This window comes from Pseudomonas sp. TH08, assembly GCF_016651275.1.
In the GTDB taxonomy this organism is placed as follows: domain Bacteria; phylum Pseudomonadota; class Gammaproteobacteria; order Pseudomonadales; family Pseudomonadaceae; genus Aquipseudomonas.
On record NZ_JAEKEE010000004.1, the window covers coordinates 49,022 to 71,512 of the forward strand.

The 22,491-nt window shown below is 57.6% G+C and carries 19 protein-coding genes and 2 pseudogenes; 8 read left to right on the forward strand and 13 right to left on the reverse strand.

Annotated features, from left to right (window positions below; all coding sequences use genetic code 11):
* The first annotated feature begins 188 nt into the window (after window positions 1-188).
* Both JFT91_RS17520 and JFT91_RS29670 read left to right on the forward strand, forming a co-directional pair.
* Window positions 189-2,915: a hypothetical protein gene (locus JFT91_RS17520; RefSeq protein ID WP_201233281.1), complete on the forward strand. Its 2,727-nt coding sequence runs from the start codon at window positions 189-191 to the stop codon at window positions 2,913-2,915.
* Window positions 2,916-4,519: 1,604 nt separating this feature from the next.
* A pseudogene (locus tag JFT91_RS29670) lies at window positions 4,520-5,802 on the forward strand (autotransporter outer membrane beta-barrel domain-containing protein).
* A 55-nt stretch (window positions 5,803-5,857) separates the two neighbouring features.
* Here JFT91_RS29670 and JFT91_RS17530 read toward each other — a convergent pair.
* The 3 genes from JFT91_RS17530 to JFT91_RS17540 form a co-directional block, all read right to left on the reverse strand.
* Window positions 5,858-6,499 (reverse strand): DUF1345 domain-containing protein, encoded by a 642-nt coding sequence (locus JFT91_RS17530; RefSeq protein WP_201233282.1) that lies wholly within the window; start codon window positions 6,497-6,499, stop codon window positions 5,858-5,860.
* A gap of 134 nt (window positions 6,500-6,633) precedes the next feature.
* Window positions 6,634-9,732 carry a multidrug efflux RND transporter permease subunit gene (locus JFT91_RS17535; protein WP_201233283.1) on the reverse strand — a complete coding sequence of 1,033 codons (3,099 nt, stop codon included), beginning with the start codon at window positions 9,730-9,732 and terminating at the stop codon, window positions 6,634-6,636.
* 15 nt (window positions 9,733-9,747) lie between these two features.
* On the reverse strand, window positions 9,748-10,905 hold the full coding sequence (locus tag JFT91_RS17540; protein ID WP_201225919.1) for an efflux RND transporter periplasmic adaptor subunit: 1,158 nt from the start codon (window positions 10,903-10,905) through the stop codon (window positions 9,748-9,750).
* 291 nt (window positions 10,906-11,196) lie between these two features.
* Between JFT91_RS17540 and JFT91_RS17545 the strand changes: the two genes are divergently transcribed.
* Together JFT91_RS17545 and JFT91_RS17550 are read left to right on the forward strand one after the other, a co-directional pair.
* Window positions 11,197-11,898, forward strand: a complete 702-nt coding sequence (locus tag JFT91_RS17545) for a response regulator (RefSeq protein ID WP_187678934.1) — start codon at window positions 11,197-11,199, stop codon at window positions 11,896-11,898.
* 4 nt (window positions 11,899-11,902) lie between these two features.
* Window positions 11,903-13,204, forward strand: coding sequence for an ATP-binding protein (locus JFT91_RS17550; RefSeq protein ID WP_201233284.1), 1,302 nt, complete (start codon window positions 11,903-11,905; stop codon window positions 13,202-13,204).
* Between the two features lie 125 nt (window positions 13,205-13,329).
* Here JFT91_RS17550 and pncA read toward each other — a convergent pair whose 3' ends face one another.
* From pncA to JFT91_RS17570, 4 genes are all read right to left on the reverse strand, one after another.
* Window positions 13,330-13,956 carry a bifunctional nicotinamidase/pyrazinamidase gene (gene pncA, locus JFT91_RS17555; protein WP_201233285.1) on the reverse strand — a complete coding sequence of 209 codons (627 nt, stop codon included), beginning with the start codon at window positions 13,954-13,956 and terminating at the stop codon, window positions 13,330-13,332.
* A 49-nt stretch (window positions 13,957-14,005) separates the two neighbouring features.
* Complete coding sequence (locus JFT91_RS17560; protein ID WP_201233286.1) at window positions 14,006-14,764, reverse strand: anti-sigma factor; 759 nt, start codon at window positions 14,762-14,764, stop codon at window positions 14,006-14,008.
* Entirely contained in the window at window positions 14,761-15,246 is a 486-nt protein-coding gene (locus JFT91_RS17565) for a sigma-70 family RNA polymerase sigma factor (protein WP_207196963.1), read from the reverse strand. Before JFT91_RS17565 ends, JFT91_RS17560 begins: the two co-directional genes overlap by 4 nt.
* Window positions 15,247-15,309: 63 nt before the next feature.
* Window positions 15,310-15,843, reverse strand: coding sequence for a tetratricopeptide repeat protein (locus JFT91_RS17570; RefSeq protein WP_201225915.1), 534 nt, complete (start codon window positions 15,841-15,843; stop codon window positions 15,310-15,312).
* Between the two features lie 160 nt (window positions 15,844-16,003).
* Here JFT91_RS17570 and JFT91_RS17575 point away from each other — a divergent pair, with 160 nt between their 5' ends.
* On the forward strand, window positions 16,004-16,771 hold the full coding sequence (locus tag JFT91_RS17575) for a class I SAM-dependent methyltransferase (protein ID WP_201233288.1): 768 nt from the start codon (window positions 16,004-16,006) through the stop codon (window positions 16,769-16,771).
* A gap of 135 nt (window positions 16,772-16,906) precedes the next feature.
* Here the strand turns inward: JFT91_RS17575 and JFT91_RS17580 are convergent, their stop codons facing one another.
* Complete coding sequence (locus JFT91_RS17580; protein ID WP_201233289.1) at window positions 16,907-17,242, reverse strand: DUF2834 domain-containing protein; 336 nt, start codon at window positions 17,240-17,242, stop codon at window positions 16,907-16,909.
* A 350-nt stretch (window positions 17,243-17,592) separates the two neighbouring features.
* Here JFT91_RS17580 and ilvA point away from each other — a divergent pair.
* Window positions 17,593-18,588, forward strand: a pseudogene (gene ilvA / locus JFT91_RS17585) (threonine ammonia-lyase, biosynthetic); the annotation flags it as partial.
* A gap of 30 nt (window positions 18,589-18,618) precedes the next feature.
* Here ilvA and JFT91_RS17590 read toward each other — a convergent pair.
* Window positions 18,619-18,924 (reverse strand): NIPSNAP family protein, encoded by a 306-nt coding sequence (locus JFT91_RS17590; protein ID WP_201233291.1) that lies wholly within the window; start codon window positions 18,922-18,924, stop codon window positions 18,619-18,621.
* Between the two features lie 21 nt (window positions 18,925-18,945).
* On the reverse strand, window positions 18,946-19,431 hold the full coding sequence (eco, locus tag JFT91_RS17595; protein WP_201203362.1) for a serine protease inhibitor ecotin: 486 nt from the start codon (window positions 19,429-19,431) through the stop codon (window positions 18,946-18,948).
* 372 nt (window positions 19,432-19,803) lie between these two features.
* On the opposite strand from eco, the gene JFT91_RS17600 reads away from it, so the two are divergent.
* Entirely contained in the window at window positions 19,804-20,073 is a 270-nt protein-coding gene (locus JFT91_RS17600) for a DUF1652 domain-containing protein (RefSeq protein WP_201203364.1), read from the forward strand.
* Here JFT91_RS17600 and JFT91_RS17605 read toward each other — a convergent pair.
* Window positions 20,070-20,468 carry a hypothetical protein gene (locus tag JFT91_RS17605; RefSeq protein WP_201203366.1) on the reverse strand — a complete coding sequence of 133 codons (399 nt, stop codon included), beginning with the start codon at window positions 20,466-20,468 and terminating at the stop codon, window positions 20,070-20,072. The two genes, JFT91_RS17600 and JFT91_RS17605, sit on opposite strands and share 4 nt — an antisense overlap.
* Window positions 20,469-20,558: 90 nt before the next feature.
* On the reverse strand, window positions 20,559-20,828 hold the full coding sequence (locus JFT91_RS17610) for a DUF2790 domain-containing protein (protein WP_201203368.1): 270 nt from the start codon (window positions 20,826-20,828) through the stop codon (window positions 20,559-20,561).
* Window positions 20,829-21,322: 494 nt separating this feature from the next.
* Between JFT91_RS17610 and JFT91_RS17615 the strand changes: the two genes are divergently transcribed.
* A complete protein-coding gene (locus JFT91_RS17615; protein ID WP_201233292.1) occupies window positions 21,323-21,619 on the forward strand; it encodes a hypothetical protein in 297 nt (98 codons plus the stop codon).
* Window positions 21,620-21,680: 61 nt separating this feature from the next.
* On the opposite strand, the gene JFT91_RS17620 is transcribed toward JFT91_RS17615, so the two are convergent.
* Window positions 21,681-22,475: a PoNe immunity protein domain-containing protein gene (locus tag JFT91_RS17620; RefSeq protein WP_201233293.1), complete on the reverse strand. Its 795-nt coding sequence runs from the start codon at window positions 22,473-22,475 to the stop codon at window positions 21,681-21,683.
* Between the last annotated feature and the right edge of the window lie 16 nt (window positions 22,476-22,491).

The following is a 22,491-nucleotide window of genomic DNA, read 5'->3' on the forward strand; positions in this document are numbered from 1 at the left end:
ATTTCTTGGGTTGCGTCAAGTGAAGAGCTGGCCGGTAGAGGAAAAGCAAACTGCCGTTTCCGACAGACGGTAGCGACACCTGTCAGATCTGACAGTTGGCGAATGATGGACGGAAGCGCCTAATTCGCTCAACGGATCAACAAGCTTTTTTACACGCGGAACTTAACTTTTAGTGGTGGATGGAAATCATGAGTTCAGTCGGTATTTCCAAAAATAGTCCCTCGAACGGTGTTTTTGCCGCGCCACTATCAGTCGAAGGTGTTGATGACAATGATCTGGACGGACATATCCCCAGAGATATTTTGTTGAAGGGCACTCGTATCGTTATTCCTCGTCCGGATGACACCGGACCCAAGGACCAATTGATGGTGTTTTGGGTTCAGAATTCAATAGAAACGACTATTTTTGACCATACCTATCCTGCGGGGATTATTGATCCTTTTGTTTATGTGACCCTGACGCCGCAACAAATGGCAACTGACGGTGTGGCGCAAGTTTATTACAAGTTCTGGAAGGGAGGTGGCGGTAATCCGGATGAGTCGCCACCGCGCATGCTGACCATTGATCACACCGCGCTATTGAGCTTTCCGGAACCCTTGGCGGTGCACGCAACACTCTGGGGATATTGGAATAACAATACGAACCCTCCATTGACAAGTGGTGGCACGCTCCGAATTCGGCCTCTCAATAATATTGCTCAGCCCTTGGATGTCGCGTGGATTGAATGGAGGGGATATCGGAGTCTTAACGGAAGTGGTCCGGAAGTGACAGAAGCTTATGGTCGCTGGGATAAAACACTTTACGCTACAGATATAACAAATGGCTTCAACTATGTAGTGCCGTTCCAGAATCACATCAGTTCGTTGATTGACAATGATTCCGCTATCGTCGTCTGCCAATTGTTCAGGGGTGGCAGGATCATTGCTGAGTCAGAAAAAGGATTGGTGAAAGTTGATCGAATTACACCTGGTAAACCTGGCCCTTTCGGCCTGAACTCGCAAGGAGAGACGATAGTGGGAATTATATTTGTACCTAAAAAACAACGGGCAGTTTCTGTTAATGTTTCATCTGACATTGGGCCTTTTGCGGATATTGCAGTTGAGACACTGACGGGTGGTTTTATCGCAAAAGCTGTAATGGATTCTGGTATTTTGCCCATCAATTTCACTCGTACACTCGATGAATTGGATAACGACAGTATTGAGGTTAAATACCGTGAAAAAGGAGAAGTGGCCTGGACTGATTACCCAATGTCCATCGACCTTGTACCGGTTGTCGATCGGCCGCCTAGCCCCATCCCACTGCCGTTGAATGCAAGTTTGTTGGCTGAAAAGGCTACCTCACCCGGTCCGACTGTCTGGGAACTCAAGATTGAGCTTTATAAAGGAGGGGGCGGTAACTACGAAGAGTCCAATACTCTGGAATTTACGGTAGATCAGCTCGCGCCGGTCAATACAAAAAACCCTCCCAAAAAAATCAGGCCGACACCAGCTCCTGTTTTTGTCAACGGCACCCCGCTCCCGTTGCGCAATATTGACCAGGCCTGGATAACTGCTAATCCGAATATGAATTTCACGGTGAATGTTACTTATTTCGGGCGTCGTGTTGACGACAACCTGACCGTCTGGTTGAGCTCCGCGACACTAGGTTCACAAAGAGTTCAACTCTTTAACGGCGCGGTCCCTGCTGCTGGTACCTTCGATATCCCCAGCAACGAGTTGCTTCAATTCGCGAATGGACGTGTCAATCTAATTTATCGCTGGGATGACTGGCTGGGTAATCTGGGCGAGGAGTCTGTTTCTACTCCCATTCTGACATTGGCATTGCCGCAACCGCCATTGGCCAAAAAAGCCCCGCTGGTGCCTGAAACCGATCCAAATTACAGCGAACCGCTCTATTGGGAAAACTTTGAAGGCGGGATTGCGGCAATCGTCGAAAACGCATTTATCGAACACGCAGTACCGGGGGATCAAATCTTTTTGTACATTAAGGATCCCCTTGATGTCACCAACCATTTTGAAACGCCTAAACAGCCATGGGCTAACGCCAATTTGAGCTTCGATCTTACCTACGCTGCACTTGATCAAATATTTAACGGTGCCGATGAGCCCAAGGATGCCGAGATTCACTATGAAATAGAACGAGCTGGTATTCCGAGTAATGCTATTTCACCTACTGCAACCATTAGCCTGGCATTCGATATTGCGGGTCTGAAACCACCAACACCTCCTGATCTGAACAATCCAGATCTCCAATTACCGGTTGTAACGGGAGTTTCCAATATTGCTAACGTGGTGGAGGCTACTGATCGCGACAAGCAGGGTACATTCAAAGTAACCAACGGTCTTACAGATCCGGATTTTGAACCGGAGCATACCGTCAAGTGTTACTTGGGGGCTTCCGCTATAGCTTTTGCGGAGTTCAGTCCGCTTGTCGCTGTATCAGAGTTTTCAGTTCCGATTCCTGCGAGTGAAATGGCCAAGTTGACACCGCCAAGCGATACAGCTCGCTACACGATTGAGAAGACCGGAACAGGCAAGAACGTTAACAAGTCCTTGCCGCAAACAGTAACAGTCAATCGGATTCCGATCGTTCTGCCGGAGCCTACGATCAAAATCCGTAACCCTGTTCTTCGCGACTTTATCGAGTGCTACGCGATGATCAGTCCTACGAGTGCTTATGTTCTGGGACTGCAAATCAGAAAAGATCTGCTGCTGCCGCCGGGCACGAATATCACGGTACATTTTGAAGCGCACTCGAATGCCGCGGGTACTGCGTTGATTGCCGGTACAAAGGCCTCGGCGCCTTACACCATTGCGGCGGCGAACGTGCCCGATGTTGCTGGTGTGGGTACTGATGCAAACTTCAAGGCCGCACAGCCTAAGCGAGGTGCAGTTGCATGGGGGAAATACTGATATGAAGCCCAAGGTGGCCTGCAATCATCAACGCCGGTCATTAAACCTTTGGATACGATCAATAACAGCTTCCAATATTGCGACCTGACAGCAGCGCCAGTCTAGGTTTGCGATAAATCGAGTGGTCGTTTTGCATCGCGAGAGGGGCAATTGTCTCTCTCGCGATTTTTACCACTCATCAGGAGAATTTGGATTATGCCTGCACGCTGGAAGGATATATCGCTGTGCATATAAGGATTAGTCCTACATAAAATATTCGGTTTTCTTATTAGTCTGTCGGACGTTTTTTAGGTGGGCGCTTGCAACACTGCCGAAAAAACAGAAGTAGTAATTGTGCAGATTTGAGGAAGTATTCATGCCCATTTTTTTCGTTCCAGACACCCGAGCGCCATCAGATTGATGATGGCGGCGACATTGATCGTTGCGCCCCAGGCTTACAGTCGAACCCTGTTGCCAGGCGAGAGTGAAGTGGTCACCAATCCACCGGCGCCAGAAGCCTGGGTGGTGTCCCAAGGGGGACGCTGACCATCGACAATTCGACAGCGTTGACCATCGGTGCACAGAGTGCCAATGTCGTTTTCAACGGTGGCCAGAGTCAGCGTATTGATGCAAACACCTCTTCGTTGAATATGTCCGGCGCCAAGGTCGTTAGCGCAGCGGGCCGGGGAGCCATCCAACTGCTCAACAGCACAGCAACGATCGACAACTCGACTATCACCAGCACCAACAGTTTCGGGCTTTTGCTGGGACGTAACATCAACACCCCTGCATCATCCTCTGCCACCGTTACTGGCAAAAGTGTCATCACCGGTGCGATCGGCGGCGTGCAAGCGGTAGGTTTTGCCGTGCTGAACCTTAACGACTCCACTGTCGTCGGCACCGGGGCCACCAGTTACGGTGTGCAACTGGGTGGCGCAACACTTTCAGCGACCGCCAGCACGATTACCGGCGCGAAGGACGGCCTGCAAATCGTGACCGACACGGTCGGTGTCAACGCCAGCACCGTAACGCTCAACAACACCCGCGTGACCGGCGGGACCGGATCTGCAATCGTATTGGGTTCCTCGGGCAGCGCCGGGACTGTCGCCAACATCAATGTCAGCGGCAGTTCCGAACTGGTCGGCGGCGATGGCTTGGTGTTGCAGGCGATCAACCGCTCCACCGCCAACTTCAATGTCAATGGCAGTACCCTGACCGGCGATGTGCTTGCCGAGACCGGCAGTACGGTTTCACTCATCATGGAAAATGCAGCCACGCTGAACGGCAATCTGCGGAATGTCACCCAGTCCAGGTTCGACGCCGGCAGTACCTTGAACGGCAACGTAGAAGGCGTCGCGGGAACAGCGGCCTCCGTCAGCGTGGACCACGGCTCAGCCATCAACGGTAACGTCAATAATGTCGCGGTCCTTTCGTTGAATAATTCCAGCACGCTGACCGGTGACGTCACCAGCGATGCCAACGGGAGTGTGTTGCTGGACAATGGTTCGGTACTCACCGGCCAAATCACCAACTCGGGCAACCTGAGCATCAACAATGCTGCGCGATGGGTCATGACCGGTGACAACGAAGTTCAGCATCTGAACCTGAACAACGGTGTCGTGCAGATGGGCACCAACGAGCAGTTCCAGCAGCTGAATGTCGGTAATCTCACCGGTAACGGCACGTTTGTGATGGGCACCGACCTGGGAACAGGCAGTACTGACTTCCTGAACGTGACCGGGTCTGCAAGCGGTCAGCATCAATTGCTGGTGTCTGCCACGGGCAGCACGCCAGTGACCGCAGAACCGGTGAAGGTCGGCAATATCGCCGCCGGCGACGCCGCCTTTACTCTGGCCAATAAAGACACGGTGGATGCCGGTACATTCGTTTACCGACTGAAGCAGGACGGGCAGGGCCTGTACCTCAACCCCGACAAGGAAACCGTCAGCACCTCGACCAACACCGCCCTGGCCCTTGCCGGCAGTGCCCGTAGTGTACTGAACGCAGAAATGAATATGCTCAGCGACCAGATCGGTGATCGTGGGTTGAGCATTCGGCCGGATGCTTCGCTTCGCGCGGCCAGTGACAGTGACACCACAAAACTGAGCAACAGTGTCTGGGTGCGCACTTATGGCAACCAGTACAACGTCAAGAATGCCTATGGCGACGGTTATATCCAGAACCAGAGCGGCATCACCGGTGGTGCCGATACGACGGTGGACATCGCCGGTCGTGCCTGGGTGATCGGTGGTTTTGTGGGCTCCAGCCGCACCGAGATGGACCTCAAATACGGCTCCAGCGCGACAGTCGACAGTCTGAATGCCGGTGTTTACGGCAGCACGTACGATGTTGAAAGTGGTGTGTTCGTCAACGTCATGGCCAAGATCAACCAGTTCGACAACAAAGCCAAAGTCACCATGAGCGACGGCACCCGGACCAAGGGTGATTACAAGGCTTTGGGCGCCAGCGGCTCGGTGGCAGTGGGCAAACACATTCGCCTGCAGGACAACTGGTTTGTCGAGCCTCAAGTCCGGGTGTCGACCGGTGCGACCCAGAGCGAAAGCTATCGTCTGGACAATGGTCTCAAGGTCGAGGCCGACACTATGCGTTCGGTCCAGGGCAATGCTGGTGTGAGGGGGGACGAGTCATTGCTCTTGAAAACGGCAGTCTTCTGGAGCCGAGCCTGTCACTGGGAGCTAACCATGAATTCGTCAAGACCAACGAAGTCAAAATCAACGACAACAGCTTCGATGATGACCGTGCGAGCAGCTCCCTGGAGTATGGCGCTGGTCTGAAGTGGATGCCGGCGCAACGCAATTGGCAGGTTTCCGGTCAGGTTGGCGGCAGCAAGGGCAACACCGTCAGCCAGGACTGGAGCGGCAGCTTGAGAGTCAGTTACTTCTTCTGATGCGCTGAAACAACAAACGCCCCGTGCAAAGCTGCCGGGGCGTTTTTTCGTGCGCTCACCCGAAGAGCCCGGCTGCGATGTTGATCGAAAATCCGAGTATCGCCGTGTTGAACACAAACCCGATCAACGATTGCGCCAATACGATTTTGCGAATATCGCGCGTTGCCACGCCAACATCTGCCGTCTGCACCGCCACGCCGATGGTGAACGAGAAATACAGAAAGTCCCAATAGTTGGGCGTGGTCAGCCCTTCGGCGAAACGCAGCGCCGGTTCCTTGCCATCCCAGGTGTAAAACAGGCGGGCGTAGTGCACGCAGAAGATCACCCCGATCAACAGCCACGAACCGATGACTGTCAGGGCGGTGAAGCCGTAGTGCATGAGTTTGCGGCTGGTTTCCAGATCTTTGCTGCCGGCCAGTTCCAGGGTGATGGTGGCGAGACTCGCCAATGCCGCGATGCACACGACGAACAGCACCAGCCCGGCATTCTCGTCTTCGATGACGGCAATGCGTTTAACGTCCGGCGCCCTGGCGCGCACGGTCAGCCAGAACATCAGGATCAAGTAAGTCCAGACGCCGGCGTTCCAGCCGATGAGGATTTTGCTGATGATCGAGTCGGCCGGGACAAGCAGGCCGGTGGCGAGTCCGAACAGCGCGGCGGCGGACAGGCGAGGGTGGGTACGGGCGAGAAAGGGCATGGGGACTCGAGGGGCCAGGGTAATTCAGACACCTTAGCCATGTGGGAGCTGGCTTGCCAGCGATGACGGCGGCACAGTCAACATTGATGTTGGCTGACCCAGCGCTATCGCTGGCAAGCCAGCTCCCACGGGGGCTAGTGGCGTTTAGTCAATCGTTGTACGAGCTTCATGACGACGACGAAGAAGACCGGCACGAAGATCACCGCCAGCGTCGCGGTGATCATTCCGCCGATCACGCCGGTGCCGATGGCTTGTTGGCTCGCCGAACTGGCGCCAGTAGCGATGGCCAGCGGCACTACACCGAGAATGAACGCCAGCGACGTCATCACGATCGGTCGCAGGCGAAGACGCGCTGCCTGCAACGTCGCATCGATCAGGTCATGCCCTTCTTCATACAAGCTCTTGGCGAACTCGATGATCAGGATCGCGTTCTTCGCCGACAGGCCAATAATGGTGATCAGGCCGACCTTGAAGAACACATCGTTGGGCATCCCGCGCAGTGTCACCGCGAGTACCGCGCCCAACACGCCCAATGGCACCACCAGCAACACTGAAGTTGGAATCGACCAACTCTCATACAGCGCTGCCAGGCACAGGAATACGATCAGCAACGACAACCCGAGCAGAATCGGTGCCTGACTGCCGGACAGGCGTTCCTGCAATGACAGCCCGGTCCATTCCTGACCCAGGCCTTTCGGGCCTTGGGCAACCAGACGTTCAATCTCGGCCATGGCCTCGCCAGTGCTGTGGCCCGGTGCCGGCTCGCCGGAAATGGCAATCGCCGGATAACCGTTGTAACGGGTTAACTGTGCCGGGCCCTGAATCCATTTGGCCTGCACAAATGCCGACAGCGGCACCATTTTTCCGTTGTTATTGCGTACGTGCATCTTCAGCAGGTCGTCGACCTGGCTGCGCTGATTACCTTCGGCCTGTACGACCACGCGCTGCATCCTTCCCTGATTGGGGAAGTCATTGATGTAGCTCGAGCCCACAGCGGTGGACAGCACGCTGCCGATATCTGCAAACGACACGCCCAACGCATTGGCCTGCTTACGATCCACTTCGAGTTGCACTTGCGGTGCTTCGGCCAGTGCGCTTTCACGCACGTTCATCAGCACCGGGCTTTTCTCGGCGGCGGCTAGCAGTTCCGAGCGCGCCTGCATCAATGTTGCGTGGCCGAGGCCGCCGCGATCCTGCAAGCGGAACTCGAAACCACTCGATGTGCCCAAGCCGTCAACCGGCGGTGGCAGCACGGCGAAGGCCATGGCGTCCTTGATCTGGCTGAGGGCGATATTGGCGCGGTCGGCAATCGAGCTTGCCGAGTCGTCGCTGTCGCGTTGCGACCAGTCTTTCAGTGTGCTGAACGCTAACGCGGCGTTCTGCCCACTGCCGGAGAAGCTGAAGCCGAGAATCACCACGCTGTCGCTGATCCCCGGTTCGCCAGCGTTATGCGCCTCGAACTGTTCGGCCACCTGCACCGTACGGTTCTTGGTCGCGCCGGGTGGCAGTTGAATATCGGTGATGGTGTAACCCTGGTCTTCGACCGGCAGGAACGAGGAGGGCAGGCGCGCAAAAAGCAGGCCCAGGCCGACCAGCAACACCCCGTAGATCAGCAGATAGCGACCGGTGCGTTTCAGCGCATAACCGACCCAGCCCTGATAGCGCTCGGTCAGCTGTTCGAAGCGGCGGTTGAACCAACCGAAAAAACCGCGTTTTTCGTGGTGTTCGCCTTTGGCAATCGGTTTGAGCAGCGTTGCGCACAATGCCGGGGTCAAGGTCAGGGCGAGAAACGCCGAGAACAGAATCGAGGTGGCCATCGACAGCGAGAACTGCTGGTAGATCACCCCGACCGAGCCTTGCATGAACGCCATCGGAATGAACACTGCCACCAGCACCAGGGTGATGCCGATGATGGCGCCAGTGATCTGCGTCATCGCCTTGCGTGTGGCTTCCTTGGGCGACAAACCCTCGGTGGCCATGATCCGCTCGACGTTCTCGACCACGACAATCGCGTCGTCCACCAGAATGCCAATGGCCAGAACCATGCCGAACATGGTCAGCACGTTGATCGAAAAGCCCAGCGCCAGCATGGTCGCGAAAGTGCCCATCAGCGCCACTGGCACCACCAGCGTAGGGATCAGCGTGTAGCGCACGTTCTGCAGGAACAGGAACATCACCGCAAACACCAGCAACATTGCCTCGCCGAGGGTGTAAACCACTTTGGTGATCGAGACTTTGACGAAGGGCGAGGTGTCGTACGGGATCTTGTATTCCACGCCAGCCGGGAAGTAGCGCGACAATTCGTCCATTTTCGTCCGCACCAGTGTTGCGGTGTTCAGCGCGTTGGCGCCTGGCGACAGCTGCACGCCGACGGCGGTCGACGGTTTGCCGTTGAGACGTGTACCGAACTGATATTCCTGACTGCCAACCTCGACCCGTGCGACGTCACCGATGCGCACGGTCGAACCGTCCGGATTGGCCTTGAGCACGATGTCGGCAAATTCCTCCGGCGTCGACAACTGGCCCTTGACCAGAATCGTCGCGGTGATTTCCTGGCTGGACGGGTTGGGCAAATCGCCAATGCTGCCGGCGGAAACCTGGGCATTCTGCGCGACGATGGCGGCGTTGACGTCTGCCGGCGTCAGGTTGAAGCCGATGAGTTTCTGCGGATCGATCCACACGCGCATGGCCCGTTCGGCGCCATACAACTGCGCCTTGCCGACGCCGTCGAGGCGCTTGATCTCGTTCATCACGTTGCGCGCCAGATAATCGCTGAGCGCCACATCATCAAGCTTGCCGTCACTGGACGTCAGGGTGATCAACAAAAGGAAACCGGAAGAGACTTTCTCCACCTGCAAGCCTTGCTGATTGACCGCTTGCGGCAGGCGTGACTCGACCACTTTCAGACGGTTTTGCACGTCGACCTGCGCCAGTTCCGGATTGGTGCCGGGCTGGAAGGTCGCCTTGATCGTGGCGCTGCCAAGGCTGCTCTGCGATTCGAAGTAAAGCAGGTGATCGGCACCGTTGAGCTCTTCTTCGATCAGGCTGACCACGCTTTCATCGACGGTTTGCGCCGACGCGCCAGGGTACACGGCATAGATTTCGATCTGCGGCGGCGCGACATCGGGGTATTGCGCCACCGGCAATTGCGGGATGGCGAGCGCACCGGCCAACAGGATGAACAACGCAACGACCCAGGCAAATACCGGGCGGTCGATAAAGAACTGCGGCATAGAAAAGCGTCCTGCTTACTGACCAGAAGTCTGGGCAAGTGGAAGAGGGGTGTCGTCGATCTGCACTTTCTCGCCGGGACGGGCGTGTTGCAGGCCTTCGATGACAATGCGGTCGCCGGGCTTGAGGCCGCCAGTGACGATCCAGCGATCGTTTTGCACCGCGCCCAGTTGCACCGGTTGCTGGGCAATGCGCATTTGCTCATCGACCGTCAGCACCTGCGCAATACCGGCGCTGTCACGCTGTACCGCGCGTTGCGGCACGGTAATGCCATCTTTGATGGTTGCCTGCTCAAGTCGCACGCGCACGAAACTGCCCGGAAGCAGATCGAGGTCCGGGTTGGGGAACTCGCTGCGCAGAATGATCTGCCCGGTGCCCGGATCAACCGTGATATCCGCGAAGAGCAACTTGCCCGGCAGCGGGTAAAGACTGCCGTCGTCCTGAATCAGTGTGGCTTTGACTTGATCCTGGCCAACCTGCTGCAACTGACCGGAGCGGAATGCGCGGCGCAGTTCGTTCAGCTCACGGGTCGACTGGGTGACGTCGGCGTGGATCGGATTGAGCTGCTGAATCAGCGCCAATGGTGTGGTTTCGTTCTGCCCGACCAGCGCGCCTTCAGTGACCAGCGCTCGCCCGACACGCCCGGAGATTGGCGCGGTGACCGTGGCGTAACCCAGATTGAGTCTGGCCCGCTCGACAGCGGCTTTGTTGGCTGCGACGTCGGCGGCGGTCTGTCGGGCGTTGGCGCGGGCATTGTCGTAGTCCTGCGCGCTGATGGCCTTGTCGTCAATCAATTGCGCATAACGCTGCTCTTGCAGTTTTGCCTGAAACGCATTGGCTTCAGCCTTGCGTAAAGCGGCGTCGGCGCTGTCGAGATCGGCCTTGAACGGTGCCGGGTCGATGCGGAACAGCACATCGCCCTTTTTTACGTCACTGCCTTCGCGAAAGGTGCGTTGCAGAACCACGCCTGCCACCCGGGCGCGTACTTCGGCGATCCGCGGGGCGGCGATGCGCCCGCTCAGTTCGCTGCTGATCGAAAGGGGATGGGCCTCGATGGTTTCGATGCGCACGGTGGCCGGTGGCGCCTGTTCCTCGGCTTTCGAGGACGAGTCACAGGCACTCAGCGTCAGCGCCATTGCGATCAGGCCGAGCCCGGCCAACAGTTTGTTCGACATTTACCACCCCCAATATTGATGCGCGCATCCTACGGCCAGTCGCGCAGAGTAGCGGTGAAGCTTTGTAGGCGCTGTGTGAAATTGTGTAAGGGTTTTACTCAGGGACGGGTGAGGGCGTATATCCTTTACGCCTTGAAATTTATTGCGACAGTTGCATCGCCATCGCGGGCAAGCCCGCTCCCACGGGGATCGGTTGTGGACACGAATCATGTGAACACCCGAGAACACTGTGGGAGCGGGCCTGCCCGCGATGAGGCCTTCAATGTTGCCACTGCACTTTCTGGATCACCCATGCCCAACATCCTCCTGGTCGAAGACGACACCGCCCTCGCCGAACTGATTTCCAGCTACCTGGAGCGCAACGGCTATTCCGTCAGCGTCATCGGCCGTGGCGATCACGTACGTGAGCGGGCGCGGGTCAATCCGCCGGATCTGGTGATTCTCGACCTGATGCTGCCGGGCCTCGATGGTCTGCAGGTGTGCCGCTTGCTGCGTGCCGACTCGGCAACGCTGCCGATCCTGATGCTCACCGCCCGCGATGACAGCCACGACCAGGTGCTGGGCCTGGAAATGGGCGCCGACGATTACGTGACCAAGCCGTGCGAGCCGCGCGTCTTGCTGGCGCGGGTGCGTACCTTGCTGCGCCGCAGCAGCCTCGGCGAGCCGTTGACGGTCAACGATCGCATCGTCATGGGCAATCTGTGCATTGATCTGTCCGAGCGTACCGTGAGCTGGCGCGATCAACCGGTGGAACTGTCCAGCGGTGAGTACAACTTGCTGGTGGTGCTGGCCCGGCATGCCGGCGAAGTGCTGAGCCGAGACCAGATTCTGCAACGTTTGCGCGGCATCGAATTCAACGGCACCGACCGCTCGGTGGACGTCGCGATCTCCAAGCTGCGGCGCAAGTTCGACGACCACGCCGGCGAAGCACGCAAGATCAAGACCGTGTGGGGCAAGGGTTATCTGTTCAGCCGTTCCGAGTGGGAATGCTGAGCTGATGTTTCGCATCCTCTTTCGTCTGTACCTGGTGACGATTGTCTCGTACAGCGCGGCGATCTATCTGGTGCCGGATCTGGTGGTCATGGCGTTCCGCGATCGATTCGTCACCTATAACCTGGATTATTCGCGCGGCCTGCAATCGCTGATCACCAAGCAGTTTCATGCTGCGCCGCACGATCAGTGGCCAGCGATTGCGGCGTCGATGGACAAGGACTTCCAGCCCTTGCACATCGCCCTCGCGCGCATCGATAACGCCGACTTCACGGCGATCGAGCAGCAACGGTTACGCCGTGGCGAGAACGTGGTGCGCATTGGCGACTGGGGCTGGCGCACGTTGGCGGTGACGCCGCTGAATGACGACATGGCGGTGCAAATGGTCGTGCCGCCGGACCCGATGGACGTCAATCTGTTGTACTGGAGCATCAACGTGTTGATCGGCGCGAGCCTGTTGGCGTGCCTGTTGCTGTGGTTGCGCCCGCACTGGCGCGATCTCGAACGCCTCAAGGGCACCGCCGAACGCTTCGGTAAAGGCCATTTGAGCGAACGCACGAAAATCGCCCAGAGTTCGAACATCGGCAGTCTGGCCAACGTGTTCGACACCATGGCCGGCGACATCGAAAACCTCCTGAATCAGCAACGTGACCTGCTTAACGCGGTCTCCCATGAGCTGCGTACACCGCTGACGCGCCTCGATTTCGGCCTCGCGCTGGCGCTGTCCGACGATTTGCCGGCCGCCAGCCGTGAGCGCTTGCAGGGCCTGGTCGCGCACATTCGTGAGCTCGACGAGCTGGTGCTTGAGCTGCTGTCCTACAGCCGCTTGCAGAACCCGGCGCAATTGCCGGAACAGATTGAAGTCTCGCTGGACGAATTCATCGACAGCATTCTGGGCAGCGTCGACGAGGAACTGGAGTCGCCGGAAATCGTCATCGACGTGTTGTTGCATGGCCAGCTCGAACGCTTCTCGCTGGATCCGCGCCTGACCGCCCGCGCCATCCAGAACCTGCTGCGCAATGCGATGCGCTATTGCGAAAAACGCATTCAGATTGGCGTGCAGGTGAATGGCGAAGGGTGTGAGATCTGGGTCGACGACGACGGGATCGGCATTCCAGATGATGAGCGCGAACGGATTTTCGAGCCGTTCTACCGACTGGACCGCAGCCGCGATCGGGCCACGGGTGGGTTTGGTCTGGGACTGGCCATCAGCCGCCGGGCACTGGAAGCGCAGGGCGGCACGCTCACCGTGGAGTCCTCTCCATTGGGCGGCGCCCGCTTCCGGCTATGGCTACCCACACCTGCCTGAACCTCAAACCCCTGTAGGAGCTGTCGAGTGAAACGAGGCTGCGATCTTTTGATCTTGTTTTTAAAGATCAAAAGATCGTAGCGTGCCGCAGCTCCTACATTTCAGCCCAGCCCAGACGAGGTAAGTCAGATCAGGGCGGTGGATTGAATCAGGCGCACGCCGGCTCCCTGCATCCGCTCGATTGCGGCTGCCAGCGATCCCTGCAGATCAATAGCCCGGCAGGCGTCCAGCACGACAAATGCGTTGAACCCCGCCGTGCGTGCATCCAGCGCAGAAAACATCACGCAGAAATCCAGCGCCAGTCCGACCATATACACCGTGTCGATGCCACGCTCCTTGAGATAACCGGCGAGCCCCGTCGTCGTCGTGCGGTCGGCTTCGAGAAACGCCGAATAACTGTCGATGTCCGGGTTGCAGCCTTTGCGGATCACCAGTTGCGCGTGGGGCAGATCCAGACCCGAGTGAAACTCCGCACCGCCGGTTGTTTGCACGCAGTGATCAGGCCAGAGCGTCTGCTCGCCGTATGGCAACTGGATCACATCGTAGGGTTGGCGGCCGGGGTGGCTGGAAGCGAAAGAGGCGTGCCCCTTCGGGTGCCAGTCCTGGGCGATGATCACCTGTTTGAACTGGCGCGAAAGCTTGTTGATCAGCGGTACGATCTGATCACCCTCAGGCACCGGCAGTCGACCGCCGGGGACGAAGTCGTTTTGCACGTCGATGACCAGCAATGCAGTACGGGATGAAAAAGACATCGTGGAATCCTCCTTGGAAAATCACTTTTTCAGCATAGGGGTGGTTTTCTCAGGCAGCCAAACGGCTTCTCAACAAATTCGCTTTCTCTTCCAGCCCGGCGTGGCTGTCACGACCGATCAACATCCAGGCATGTTCACGCTCGGTCCAGAACACCACGTTCATTTCATGTCGACGCTCGTGAGCCAACGGTTGAACGCCGCTGTTCGAACGCGTGACGCATAATGCCAGCGGGCCATGCCTGGCATCCAGATAAACGATCTGCGCAATGGGCACGCCATCGTACTCAAGCATTTGTGCGCGCTTGAATTCGGCGCCCGGCAGCTTCAATGCAGACGGTGAAAGATTCAGGCCGAGGCGGGCGTCGACCGTGCGCAACTGTGCGCGCTGTGCCGCTTCGTCGGTTGGCAAGTGGTCGAGGGTCTGCGGCACATACAGCGCCATGTAGTCGCCGACCAAACCGCGCCAGTCATGTGCCTGCTGCGCCTGCCAGCCAAGCAGCAAACGGTCGGCCAGTACACCAGCGGCGACCAAGGTTGCCGCCGCCGCACCGATAAACCAGCGCCGACTCAAGCCCGGCGTTTCAGGTGAGGGGATGGCATCCAGCCGAGCCTGCAAGCGTTCCAGCGGCGCCTGCTGCGCCAATTCATCGTAGGCGGCTTTGTACGGCAGATTGCTGCGGCTCAACCACTGCACGCGCAGGCTGAGCAGCGGATCGTCGGCGATGTCGCTGTCCAGTTGGCTACGCTGTTCGCGGTCGAGTTCATCGTCCAGGTAGGCGACCAGTTGTTCATCCGAAGGTGTGTTCATGACCGGTCTCCTTCGGTGGTTTTCGGCACCGCTTGCAGCGGCGGGTATTCGGCGAGTTTCAGGCGGGCGGTGGCCAGACGGCTCATCACCGTGCCGATCGGCACTTGCAGGATCTCGGAGACTTCGCGGTAGGACAGGCCTTCGACATAGGCCAGGTACACCGTTTCACGCTGGGTCTCGGGCAGGGCATCGACGCGGCGAATCACTTGCGCGGCCAACACATGGGTCTGCGCGGCGTATTCGCCATCGAATGCCAGTTGGCCGTCGGCATCGACCTGACCTGCGCCCTGACGCACGCGCCGCGCGCGCACTTCATTGAGCCAGATCGAATGCAGGATGCTCAGCAGCCAGCGGTCCATGCGTGTGCCGGCGATGTACTGGGCAGAACGCTCCAGCGCCCGCACACACGTCGCCTGCACCAGGTCCTCGGCGACATGCCGATTGCGCGACAGCAGCAGACCGTAGCGCCACAATCGCGCCAGATGCTGTCCGAGTTCCGTTCTGAATGCCTGATCGCTGACGATGATGGCCTCTACTCTTGATGGTCAGGTTTTCGATGAGTCGTTAATGGCTTGCGCCAGGTCCTGGTATTCCTCGCACGCCGTGCCGCAAATCGACTGGATCTGCTGCAACTGTTCTTGCGCCAGGTCGACGCGGCCTTTGATCACATAGGCTTCGCCGAGGTATTCGCGCACTTGTGCGTACTGCGGGTCGAGTTTCACCGATTGCAGGTAATAGCTGATGCCTTCGTCGGTACGCCCGAGTTTGCGCGTGGCGTACCCGCGATAATTCAGCGCCTTGGCGGTGTTCGGCTGTTGCAGCGTGTCGAGCAACGCCAATGCTTCCTCGTAGCGGCCGGCCTTGGCCAGACGATAGGCGTAATCGGTGCGATCGGCATCGGGCAACAGGCTGCTGGTCTGCAATACGCATTTTTGCGTTTTGCTGTCCCAGACCTGGCCTTTCGGGCATTCAGGCTTCTGCACCGGCTCGTCTTCGTCACCATTGGCGAAGGCCAGATGACTGGACATGGCAGCCGCCAGCAGCAACGGGGCGGCGAACATAACGGAACGGATAGTCATGGGCAAGGCTCCATAGAGGGTTATCTCTGACTTTGAACACCCGAGGGTGAAATTTTATTCATTGCATTGTCAGTGACTGTTCAACGTCTCGGTAAATTCAAGCGCTATGCTCGTGAGCGTCCGCCGTCGATCCGATGCTTTGCCATAAGGGGAAACTGCCATGAACGAACAGCTTCACCATTCAGCTGCCGGCTACAAGACCGCCGCCGACACCTATGTCAAAGGACGACCGGACTATCCGCCGCAAGTCAGTGACTGGCTGACCGCTACGTTGGGGCTGGACAGTCACAAAACCGTGATTGATCTTGGCGCGGGCACCGGCAAGTTCACCGGACGATTGCTGGCAACGGGCGCGCAGGTGATTGCTGTCGAACCGGTGCCGCAAATGCTGGAGAAACTGTCCGAGGCCTGGCCTGAGGTGCTGGCCGTCAGCGGTACCGCGACGGATCTGCCGTTACCGGACGCGTCGGTCGATGTGGTGGTCTGCGCCCAGGCGTTTCACTGGTTTGCCAGTGAAGCGGCGTTGACCGAAATTGCCCGGGTGCTCAAGCCTGGTGGCAAGCTTGGACTGATCTGGAACCTGCGTGATACCCAAGTGAGCTGGGTGCCTAAGCTCGATGCCATCGTCAATGCGCTGGAGGGCGACACGCCGCGTTACTACACCGGCGAATGGCGCAAGGCGTTCCCCCATCCGCGATTCGGCCCATTGCAATTGCAGCAGTTTCACAACGGCCATACCGGCCCGCCCGAGGATGTGATTTTCAATCGGGTGCGCTCGACCAGTTTTATTGCGGCACTGCCGGAGGCACAGCGGGCGAAGATTGATGAGCAGATTCGTGCGTTGATCGCCGCAGAACCAGCGCTGCGCGGTAGAGACGTGATAACGGTGCCCTACGAAACCGCCGCATTTGTTGCGGTGAAACTGTAGGAGCTGCGGCACGCTGCGATCTTTTAAGATCGAAAGATCGCAGCGTGCCGCAGCTCCTACAAAGGGGGAAGCGCCGAAACCTGGGGTAGGGGGCTTGCTCGCGAAGACTGATTCAGCATCAACCCATAATCCAGGTCAGCTCAACTGGGGTGTATCAACCACTTTCCTGCGCTCCCGAATCCCACACACCACCAGATACAACAGCGGCCCAATCGATACAAAAACCGCCGTCAGCAAGAGATACGGCAGCACCGACCAGACAGTCTGGCCACGCGACCTGGCGTCCTTGACCATCCAGATACCGGCCAGTGTCGCCAGCAGGTACAAATCAATCACCACCTGCGCTGTATCCGGGCGCGACATCAGGCTGATGCCGAAGTCGATCAAAGACTGCTCAGCCTGGAGCATTACCGAAACGGTATAACCGGTAAAAGCGAGCAAAGCCGTGAGGGGCAGGGCGACAGACATCATGCTTTCGTTCCTTGAAGTGATGAGCGGAGTCGCCAGACTACAGTCGCGCTATCAAATTGGCCATTGACTTGCCCGCAGCGCCCGAGCTAATTTCGCTTCATGACCACCGTATTGCGCTGCCAGCCAAGCATTATTGCCGCAATTCCTCATTTGGCGGGCTAGCTCACGACTGCAGCACCCAACCCGCCCTAGAGGCGGGTTTTCATTTTCTGTCTCCTGGGTTGCATACACCGTCCATGTAGGAGCTGCCGCAGGCTGCGATCTTTTGATGTTGATCGTTAAAAGCAACATCAAAAGATCGCAGCCTGCGACAGCTCCTACTGACAGCGTGTGAATCCGCTATCAAGGAGATGACCATGAAGTACAGCCTCGACCAGCAAGCTTTGCTTGAGCATTACGTGAAAAAGATTCTGGCTGCGCCGGTGTACGACATTGCGGTACGCACGCCTTTGCAAGCAGCGCCGGCGCTGTCTGAAGCGCTGGGCAACTGCATCCTGCTCAAGCGTGAAGACCTGCAGCCGATGTTTTCCTTCAAGATCCGCGGCGCCTATAACAAACTGGTGCAGTTGAGCGACGAAGAGAAAGCGCGCGGAGTCATCACCGCGTCGGCGGGCAATCATGCGCAAGGCGTGGCGCTGGCGGCGCGGGAATTAGGGATCGCCGCGACCATCGTCATGCCGTCCACGACACCTGAGCTGAAAGTATTGGGTGTGCGAAGTCGGGGCGCCGAAGCGTTGTTGCACGGCGAGAGCTTTCCGTTCGCGTTGGCTCATGCGTTACAACTGGCCGGGCAAACCGGGCGCACCTTCGTATCACCCTTCGATGACCCGGACGTGATCGCCGGGCAAGGCACGGTGGCGATGGAAATCCTCCGTCAGCACCAAGGCGCGCTGGACGCGATCTTCATCCCGGTGGGTGGCGGCGGTTTGATTGCCGGCATTGCGGCTTACATCAAATACCTGCGGCCGGAAGTGCGGATCATCGGCGTTGAATCCGAACATTCGGCGTGCCTGCAAGCCGCCTTGCAAGCAGGCGAGAGGGTCGTACTGCCCAACGTCGGTACCTTTGCCGACGGCGTCGCCGTTGCGCAGATCGGCGAATTCGGCTTTGAGGTTTGCCGCTTCTGTGTCGACGAGGTCATCACTGTCAGCAATGACGACCTTTGCGCAGCCATCAAGAATATCTACGACGACACTCGCTCGATCACCGAACCCTCGGGCGCGTTGGCTGTGGCAGGCATCAAGCAATACGTGGCCCGAACCGGCGCCAGAGAGCAAACTTTCGTTGCCATTGATTCCGGCGCGAATATCAATTTCGACAGTTTGCGTCACGTCGCCGAGCGCGCTGCGGCCTGCACCGTTCCGGCGTGATGTCGATCAAGGCAACAACGGGCGCAGAAAACTGCGCTCGTAGCTGAGGATGAACTTCTTCTCGACCAGCGAGGCCACCAGTGCCGTGCTTTCCGAATCGGTCATGGCGATATGCCGATAGCTTTCGTAATCGGCCAGCGAAGGAAAACTGAACAGGCAGTAAGCGATGTTGCTCGCGCCTTCTGACGGCAGGAAGTAGCCGTGGTGGGTGCCGCCCAAGCGTTCGACGATACCGAGCCAGGCCTTGGCGTAGGCTTCGAACTCGGACAACTGATAAGGATCGATGACGTATCTGACGTGGCAAGTAATCACGTAGGGCTTTCCTTGTTCAGGTTATTCCTGAAGGGCGGTTCCGACTTTGTCCGAGGCCGACCAGATGCGGTAGCGGACTTCGACGTCCTTGGGCGCATAAATCACCAACGGCAGCTTGCTGTTGTAACGCAACATGAAGCCATCACCGACAACCGGTACGAAGGCGCGCTTCTTCTGAGTACCAGGTGGACAGGCCATCAGTGTGCTCATCGGGCCGATGACTTTTTCCAGTCGATAGAACGGGTAGCCCCAGCCCTCAAGGTTTTTCTCGTCCAGCACACCACCCAGCCGCTGGCGGTTGCAGTCCACTTCAAGGGTTTTACCTGCGAGGATTTCAACCTGGAAGTTTTCTTCCTGAGCCTGCTTGGGCAAATGAATGACTTGGCGGCTGAAGCCGGTTTCAGCTTTCGGGTACGGCGCGACATCCTCGAGCTTGGCCGCGTGGGCGAGGGTGGACAGGCTGGCGATGATCAGCCCGGTGGTCGCACAAATGCGTAAAGAACCCATGGAAGCCTCCTTGCAGGTGTAGGGTGGTTGGCAGGTATTCTTACTGTCATGGGCGCTGAATGCAAACCCGCAACAGATTGCAAAATGCAACGCGCCGAGGGGCGGTTCCGGCATTTTGCAACTGGCCTTATGCTGGCTTTCTCGCTAAGCCCTTGATTTATCAGAGGGTCGAAATGACCCGATGAAAGGCATGCTTTATGCGTCTATTTGGTGCGGCGCACCGGGTTCGGGCGCCTACACTCCAAGAGGCATTTCGCCGTACAACCGTTTGACGCACCCAGGGAATCAGCGGGGACACACCTGTGCAGGGGCGACAAAAGCGGTCAACGTGAAGAGTTGATTGGCAGTTTCATCATTAAGGAGAGGTTCACCATGTTTCTGTCTGCCTTGGAACTACGCAATATCATTGAAAGCAGTTTTCTGCCTAAACGCTGCCAGTGCACGCTGTCGCCGGATCTGTCGATGACCGTCAAGGTATTCGGCGATCACCGGACCGACCAGGTCGATCTGCACGTCAGCGGCATCGATGCCAGCCACCTCAATGGCTGTCGCGAGATCAACGAGCTGATCGCCGGCTTGCGTTCGGATCTGGCGCAGCAAGCGACACCGCATCACTACAGTCCACGATCCAGAGCCGTTTAACCAATCGTTTCACCCAGTTCGACCGTCACGCGCCGGGCCTGCACAAAACCAAGGCCCAGCGCGAACTCGACCAGCACCGCGAGCAAAATCCCGGGGCCGGCATTGCCGTTGAGCCACTCGCCGAATCCCAGCACCGCCAAACCAAAACAGCCGACGATAAAACCATTGCTCAGCGCGTTACGCGCGACCGATACCGGTGCTTTGCGCACCCAATAAAACATGCAGCCCAAGGCTGCAAACAGTACTGCGCTGCGCCGCGCGACAACCCCGGTACCTTCTGAATACTCGATACTCCAGATGGCCAACAACATGTCTGGTACGAAGCCCCAGACCAGCGCCAGGAAAAAACACAAAGACGAGGTGATGCTCGACAACGAGCGAAACGACAACTGCATGGCTAATCCTTGCTGCAGTGAGGAAGGCCCCGAGCATACCTGCCGAAGCATCCCCACGCCTACCGCAAACCGGCAAATCAGAGCTTTCTGTCAGTTCTGGAAGTTGCACGCGTCAGACAATTTCCGATAGCTGATTTCCTCTGGTTTACCGGCGTTGTCGATGTACTTCATATCGGCGGTAATAACCTTGCACTGTTGAGTGGGCGGCTCGGTCATTGAAACCACCTTCGCCACATTCAGTGGCATGCCGTACTCATAAGGCACGGCTTTGGCGTTGGCGGAGGTGTCATTGGCCTGGGCCAGACCGGCGAATACAGTGCAGGCGAGGGCGGTTGTAAGCAGGAACGGACGAATGTTCATGGTGGGACTCCCGTACGACGTGAAGAAAGTTCGGCGCGATTTCGCCCGAACCTGCCGCACTGGGCGTCAGCAAAGCGCTGAAGGCGTGCGGTTCAGTAGAGTCTTTGACCGCGGCGTTAAGCGATGGTTAACCAAGCTGAACGCCGGCTGTCAGAGGGCAGGGCGATTTCTGCGGGACGGGTGGCGTATTCCTACAAGAGCAGATGCCTTGTCTGCTTTCGGTGGCCGGAGTGGGGCGGTTATGGTTTGGCGTCGCTGCAAAATCAGCGATTCAGGTTTGGTCACCTGAACGATTACCCCATTGCAAATGTGCCATCATTTGCGCTGCGGACATCTATGTCTGCGCAGTGCACTGTTGTGGCGGCTGTGTGCAGGGTCGCTTTCGGGCGAGCTGAGTGGGGTTCTCTCGGTTGACCAAACCTGTATACAGTCCGCCTCCCACTGTTTGGTCACAGTGCCGGCGGTTACTTTTGCCCCAGTTTGAGTAATCACCGATGCCAATCATTTATCCGGTCCCCAATCGCTACATCCCCCTCAACAGCGGTGTCACCGAAAGCGCGCCTCTGGTCATCGACTCCGAAGCCAACCCCAAAGACATCCTCGAAGCCGCCGTCCAGCGCGTCCGTGCCTCGGCCGATCTGCTCGAAACCCTGCATTGCCTCTGCTTCAAACACGCCGACGTGCAAGACATTCCGCACATCACCCATGCGCTGTACCTGCTGACGCAGGATGGCAACGATTTGCTGCAGGTCGCGCAGCGGCTGATGTTGAACTGGAAGGCGCCGGCCTGAATTTTTCGCTCAAAAAGCCTGCCGTCGAAAGAGGGCAGGCTGAGTTGTAGGTGAGGCCACTTCAGCGGCGAGCCACCTCAGTCGATTGCAGGTTCCGCGCATAGTCGACCAGGTCCTTGGGGTAAGCCCAATGATCGTTCTGGCGATCATCAATCTCGTACAGAAACGCAACGGCGGCGGCCTCGAAAGCCCAGTAACCGACGTAATTGCCGTCATCGTCCTCAATGTCGAGATGGCTGTCATGCCAGTTGGTTTGCTCCTCTTCAAACCCGGCGTACCAACCTTCGCAATATTGCCGAAGCAGCTCACTGGACTCTGAGGCGTCCGATGCGTAAATCGCCCGGATCAACGGGGTGTACAAATCGTGGTACCACTCATCAAGGTCTGCCCGCCCGGGTAAATCCTTTCGCAACAGATCTTCATACAACGTGTCCTGGCCTGCGTAGCCAGCCCGATCAATCAGGGTGCAGAACCTCGCCAGCAAATCGGTGCGCCGTAGCAGAATGCACAAACTCATGACCTGAACGCATTCCTCATACTGATCCGGCCAGTCATCAATGGCCAAAGGCGAGACATTGGGATCATCGTCCAGAGCCAGCGCCCGCTGATGGATTTCATAGCAATCCACCAGTTTCTCCAGTCTCGGCAGCAAAGCGGCAATTGGCACACCGGCGGTATAGCTGATCAGCAAAGCGTTAAACGCGGCTTCCTTGAAATAAGCCGTACGCAGTGCCTGTTCCTCCTCGGGGCTATCAGCCTGCATGGTTTGGCCTATCCAGCGGGACTCGGTTTCGTCATACAGCCGGATGGATTTTTGATAGTACGAGTCAGTGAGGAGCGCTTGGCGCTTACGCATGCGGGGATCTTCCTTG

Coding starts and splice junctions, on each gene's coding strand:
- JFT91_RS17570 (WP_201225915.1), bottom strand. CDS start 15,843: ATGACTATCCGTTCCGTTATGTTCGCCGCCCCGTTGCTGCTGGCGGCT.
- JFT91_RS17575 (WP_201233288.1), top strand. CDS start 16,004: ATGAACGAACAGCTTCACCATTCAGCTGCCGGCTACAAGACCGCCGCC.
- JFT91_RS17580 (WP_201233289.1), bottom strand. CDS start 17,242: ATGATGTCTGTCGCCCTGCCCCTCACGGCTTTGCTCGCTTTTACCGGT.
- JFT91_RS17615 (WP_201233292.1), top strand. CDS start 21,323: ATGCCAATCATTTATCCGGTCCCCAATCGCTACATCCCCCTCAACAGC.
- JFT91_RS17550 (WP_201233284.1), top strand. CDS start 11,903: ATGTTTCGCATCCTCTTTCGTCTGTACCTGGTGACGATTGTCTCGTAC.
- eco (WP_201203362.1), bottom strand. CDS start 19,431: ATGGGTTCTTTACGCATTTGTGCGACCACCGGGCTGATCATCGCCAGC.
- JFT91_RS17530 (WP_201233282.1), bottom strand. CDS start 6,499: ATGCCCTTTCTCGCCCGTACCCACCCTCGCCTGTCCGCCGCCGCGCTG.
- JFT91_RS17520 (WP_201233281.1), top strand. CDS start 189: ATGAGTTCAGTCGGTATTTCCAAAAATAGTCCCTCGAACGGTGTTTTT.
- pncA (WP_201233285.1), bottom strand. CDS start 13,956: ATGTCTTTTTCATCCCGTACTGCATTGCTGGTCATCGACGTGCAAAAC.
- JFT91_RS17535 (WP_201233283.1), bottom strand. CDS start 9,732: ATGCCGCAGTTCTTTATCGACCGCCCGGTATTTGCCTGGGTCGTTGCG.
- JFT91_RS17545 (WP_187678934.1), top strand. CDS start 11,197: ATGCCCAACATCCTCCTGGTCGAAGACGACACCGCCCTCGCCGAACTG.
- JFT91_RS17610 (WP_201203368.1), bottom strand. CDS start 20,828: ATGAACATTCGTCCGTTCCTGCTTACAACCGCCCTCGCCTGCACTGTA.
- JFT91_RS17600 (WP_201203364.1), top strand. CDS start 19,804: ATGTTTCTGTCTGCCTTGGAACTACGCAATATCATTGAAAGCAGTTTT.
- JFT91_RS17605 (WP_201203366.1), bottom strand. CDS start 20,468: ATGCAGTTGTCGTTTCGCTCGTTGTCGAGCATCACCTCGTCTTTGTGT.
- JFT91_RS17620 (WP_201233293.1), bottom strand. CDS start 22,475: ATGCGTAAGCGCCAAGCGCTCCTCACTGACTCGTACTATCAAAAATCC.
- JFT91_RS17560 (WP_201233286.1), bottom strand. CDS start 14,764: ATGAACACACCTTCGGATGAACAACTGGTCGCCTACCTGGACGATGAA.
- JFT91_RS17540 (WP_201225919.1), bottom strand. CDS start 10,905: ATGTCGAACAAACTGTTGGCCGGGCTCGGCCTGATCGCAATGGCGCTG.